Genomic DNA, 2502 nt, shown 5'->3' with positions numbered 1-2502 from the left:
TGTTGATTTCCACCCAGAACTGACCCGGGAGAGCACTTAGTTTCCATTGAGAATTGACCCATGTGACCCTCCCCGCGACGCAGCTTGCAGCGGGGGATTCCGGAGTGATCCACATGGGACTTTTGAACGTCATCCGCCGCATGGCCTTGCGGGAGAAGCTACCGATCCGAGAGATCGCGCGCCGAACCGGTCTGTCGCGGAATACCATCAAGAAGTATCTGAGAGCAGGCACGATCGAGCCGAAGTTCAGCATTCCGGCCCGGTCGAGCAAGCTTGATCCCTACGCCGACAAGCTTGCCGCGTGGCTGAAGACGGAGGCTGCAAAGTCACGCAAGCAGCGCCGAACCCTGAAGCAGTTGCATGGCGACCTCGTAGCGCTCGGCTACACGGGGTCCTACAACCGGGTTGCGGCCTTCGCCCGAAAGTGGCGGGTTGAGCGCCAACGCGAGCAGCAGACCACTGGGCGCGGCATCTTCGTCCCGTTGTCGTTCCGGCCTGGGGAGGCCTTCCAGTTCGACTGGAGCGAAGACTACGCGGTGCTTGGTGGAGAGCGCACGAAGCTGCAGGTCGCGCATATCAAGCTGTCTCACAGCCGTGCCTTCCTCGTCCGAGCCTATTTGCTGCAGACCCACGAGATGCTGTTCGATGCCCATTGGCACGGCTTCCGCGTCTTTGGTGGCGTTCCGGAGCGTGGGATCTACGACAACATGAAGACGGCGGTGGATCGGGTTGGCCGTGGCAAAGAGCGTCAGGTGAACATGCGCTTCCTGGCTATGGCAAACCACTACGTGTTCGAGCCGGAGTTCTGCAATCCGGCGGCGGGCTGGGAAAAAGGTCAGGTCGAAAAGAACGTCCAGGACGCCCGCCCGCGCTTATGGAACCCCATGCCGACCTTCCCCGACCTTGCTTCGCTGAACGCATGGCTGGAGCGGCGCTGCATGGAGTTCTGGCGCGAGACACCCCATGGCACCCTCGCGGGTAGCATCGCGGATGTCTGGGGCTGGGAGCGAGCGGCGCTCATGCAGTTGCCACCCGCCTTCGACGGCTTTGTCGAGCAGAGCAAGCGCGTGTCCCCGACCTGCTTGATCAGCTTCGAGCGCAATCGCTACAGCGTCCCCGCCTCCTTCGCCAATAGACCAGTCAGCCTCCGGATTTACCCCGATCGCCTCGTGGTCGCCGCGGAGGGGCAAATCCTGTGCGAGCACGATCGGCTGATCCAGCGATCTCACCATCTGCCCGGCAGAACGATCTACGACTGGCGCCACTACCTGGCCGTCATCCAGCGAAAGCCCGGAGCCCTGCGCAATGGCGCCCCCTTCGTGGATCTGCCACCCGCCTTCCGGCAATTGCAGAGCCAATTGCTACGACGGCCCGGGGGAGACCGGGAGATGGTCGATATCCTTGCCCTGGTCTTGTATCACGACGAGCAAGTGGTGCTGACCGCGGTCGAGCTGGCCCTCTCCGAGGGCGTAGCGACCAAGACCCACGTCCTGAATCTTCTGCACCGCCTGATCGACGGGAAGTCGACCGACGCTCCCACCATCGACACGCCGGTCTCCTTGGCCCTCAAGCGAGAGCCCCGGGCCAATGTGGAGCGCTATGACGAGCTGCGGCCTCGCGATGCTGGTGGCCGCCATGCGTCATGACCCAGCCAGCGGTGCCATCGTGATCATGCTGCGCAGCCTCAAGATGCACGGGATGGCTCAAGCCGTGACCGACCTGATCGAGCAGGGTGCGCCGGCATTCGAAGCCGCCGTGCCGGTCCTGACGCAGCTCCTGAAGGCTGAGGTCGCGGAGCGCGAGGTGCGCTCGATTGCCTATCACATGAAGGTGGCACGCTTCCCGGCCTACAAGGATCTGCCCAACTTCGACTTCTCGTCCAGCGAGGTGAACGAGGCAACGGTGCGCCAGTTGCATCGCGGCGAGTTCATGGAAGGGGCGCAGAACGTTGTGCTCATCGGCGGCCCCGGAACCGGGAAGACCCACGTTGCAACTGCGCTCGGCATTCATGCAATTGAGCATCATCGCCGGAAGGTGCGCTTCTTCTCGACCATCGAACTCGTCAACGCTCTCGAGCAGGAGAAGGCCAAGGGAAAAGCCGGACACATCGCGGAGACCCTCACTCGCCTCGACCTCGTGATCCTGGATGAGCTCGGATACCTGCCGTTCAGCGCGTCAGGGGGCGCCTTGCTCTTCCATCTGCTGAGCAAGCTCTACGAGCGCACCAGCGTGATCATCACTACGAACCTCAGCTTCAGTGAGTGGGCCACAGTGTTCGGTGACGCCAAGATGACCACCGCGCTCCTCGATCGGCTCACCCATCGCTGCCACATCCTCGAGACCGGAAACGACAGCTTCCGCTTCAAGGACAGCGCCGCTGCAGCAACGCGGAAAAAGAGGGAGGGAAGCCATGTCTTGACCCAAACATGACCCGCTCAGCATAATCCAAGGTGGGTCACTTCTCGATGGAAAACCCGGGTCAGTTCTGGGTGGAAATCAACA

The 2502-nt window shown here is 62.2% G+C and carries 2 protein-coding genes; both read left to right on the top strand.

What is annotated here, in order from left to right; translation table 11 throughout:
- Nucleotides 1-113: 113 nt before the first annotated feature.
- Nucleotides 114-1646, top strand: coding sequence for an IS21 family transposase (gene istA / locus BCY78_RS24155; RefSeq protein WP_068306902.1), 1533 nt, complete (start codon nucleotides 114-116; stop codon nucleotides 1644-1646).
- Nucleotides 1636-2430 carry an IS21-like element helper ATPase IstB gene (gene istB / locus BCY78_RS24150; protein WP_068306904.1) on the top strand — a complete coding sequence of 265 codons (795 nt, stop codon included), beginning with the start codon at nucleotides 1636-1638 and terminating at the stop codon, nucleotides 2428-2430. Before istA ends, istB begins: the two co-directional genes overlap by 11 nt.
- Nucleotides 2431-2502: the final 72 nt, after the last annotated feature.

The sequence above is a fragment of the Pararhodobacter sp. CCB-MM2 genome, from assembly GCF_001691415.1.
Classification (GTDB): domain Bacteria; phylum Pseudomonadota; class Alphaproteobacteria; order Rhodobacterales; family Rhodobacteraceae; genus Pararhodobacter.
Note: the sequence above shows the minus strand (reverse complement) of the source record. Positions and strands in the feature narration are given on the sequence as shown.